Origin of the sequence: Microbacterium sp. B19, assembly GCF_000333395.1 — a bacterium.
In the GTDB taxonomy this organism is placed as follows: Bacteria; Actinomycetota; Actinomycetes; order Actinomycetales; family Microbacteriaceae; genus Microbacterium.
In genome coordinates this window covers 1-1,723 of sequence record NZ_BADA01000507.1, presented here as the reverse complement: position 1 = coordinate 1,723, position 1,723 = coordinate 1, and the positions used below count along the sequence as shown (strand labels likewise).

Sequence of the window (1,723 nt, the reverse complement as noted above, 5' to 3'; positions counted from 1 at the left end):
CTGCTGTGCCTCGCGATCGCGGGCCTCGGCTCGGGCGCGCTCGTCGCGGCCATGCCGGCCGCGGCCGCGGCCGCGGCTCCACGCGGGCAGACCGGCGTGGCATCCGCACTCACCAACACCACCAAGACCATCGGCGGCACGATGTCGTCGGCAATCTTCGGCGTGGTGCTCGCGGGTGGAGCGGGCGCGGCCGTCGCCGCGACCGCCGCACCGCTCGCGGGGTACATCACCGTGTGGACGATCTGCGCGGCGGGCGGGTTCTTCGCCGCGGTCCTGCTGTTCTTCGTGCCGAAGGTGGCCTTCTCCGATGCGGAGTCGGACGCGATCGTCCCGCCCGCGGTCGGCTGAGGCGGTCCGGCCCGCGAGGCCGCCGCCGTCTACGCCCAGCGCTCGCGGTACCTGCAGCTGCTGGCCTGGATGAACACGCTCGACAACGCACAGCTCCCCGCCGAGGAGCGCCGGCGCGTGTGGGCCGAGTTCGACTCGACGCACCCCGTCCTCGACCCGCCGCAGCGCTGGGTCGGATTCCGGTTGCGCCCGCTCACCCTGACGTTCTGGCGCGGCGACCCCGCTGGGCAGAGCACGCGGCAGCACTACCGACTCGACGATGGGGCGTGGTCGGGCGAGATCCTGGCGGGCTGACGCGTGGACATCACCTCCGTCACCTCCTACCGCGCCGCGCGCACCCGGGCGGACCTCACGCTCGCCCCGGGCGAGGTCGTCCTGGCCGGCGGCACCTGGCTCATGAGCGAGCCGCAGCCCGAGACCACGGGCTTCGTCGACCTCACGACCCTCGGCTGGCCCGACCTCGAGATCACCGACGCCGGTCTCCGCATCGGCGCCACCTGCACGATCGCGCGGCTGCTCGCGTGGGCCGAACGCGAAGCGCCCGCCGAGTGGACGTCACTCGGGCTCGCCCGCCCCGCCGCCGACGCGCTGCTGGCGTCGTTCAAGATCTGGAACACCGCCACGGTCGGCGGAAACGTCTGCCGCGCATTCGCGGCCGGCGCCATGATCGCGTTCCTCTCGACCCTGGATGCCACGGCCCTGGTGTGGACGCCCGACGGCGGCGAGCGCCGGATCGCCGTCGCCGAGCTCATCGTGGACAACGCCGTGACCTCCCTCGCGCCGGGCGAGGTGCTCCGCGCGCTCGACATTCCGGCGGCGGCGCTCACGTCGCGCGTGGCGCTGCAGAAGATCGCACTGGCGGAGCTCGGACGCTCCGGGGCCGTGGTCACGGCCCGCGTCGACCCCGACGGATCGTCCGTGTTCGTCGTCACGGCGGCGGTGCGTCGGCCGCGCGTGCTGCGGTTCGTGCGGATTCCCGGGGCCGGAGAGTTGCGGGATGCCGTGGCATCCGCGACCGATTTCTACACCGATCCGCTGGGGAGCGCCGACTGGCGTCGCGGGGTGAGCGTCGTGCTCGCCGAGCGGTTGCGCGCGGGCTTCGCCCGCGAGTCGCACGAGGGTGCCGCGTGAGCACGCGACGCCGAGCCGGCACGGTCCAGCAGGAGGACACCGAGTGAAGTTCCAGGTCAACGGGTCCGCCGTCGAGGCCGACCCGCGGCCCGGTCAGTGCGCGCGCACGCTGCTGCGCGAGACCGGGCATGTCGAGGTGAAGAAGGGATGCGACGCGGGCGACTGCGGCGCGTGCTCGGTGCTGCTCGACGGCGCACCGACGCACTCGTGCATCATCCCCGCGGTGGCGCTGGAGGGGCGGTCG

Annotated in this window: 3 protein-coding genes and 1 pseudogene; all 4 read left to right on the top strand. The window is 73.9% G+C overall.

Features of this window, described 5'->3' with window-relative positions:
- A pseudogene (locus I5G_RS17415) lies at positions 1 to 348 on the top strand (MFS transporter); the annotation flags it as partial.
- A gap of 69 nt (positions 349 to 417) precedes the next feature.
- Entirely contained in the window at positions 418 to 642 is a 225-nt protein-coding gene (locus I5G_RS23305) for a pyridoxine 5'-phosphate oxidase C-terminal domain-containing protein (protein WP_051038864.1), read from the top strand.
- Positions 643 to 645: 3 nt separating this feature from the next.
- Positions 646 to 1,479, top strand: a complete 834-nt coding sequence (locus I5G_RS17405; RefSeq protein WP_022880203.1) for an FAD binding domain-containing protein — start codon at positions 646 to 648, stop codon at positions 1,477 to 1,479.
- A gap of 43 nt (positions 1,480 to 1,522) precedes the next feature.
- The coding region (locus I5G_RS23300; protein WP_036329117.1) for a 2Fe-2S iron-sulfur cluster-binding protein at positions 1,523 to 1,723 on the top strand (201 nt) is incomplete at its 3' end.

What these genes read in the sequence shown, in the direction of transcription:
- I5G_RS23305 (WP_051038864.1), top strand. Translation starts at nt 418, where the DNA reads ATGAACACGCTCGACAACGCACAGCTCCCCGCCGAGGAGCGCCGGCGC.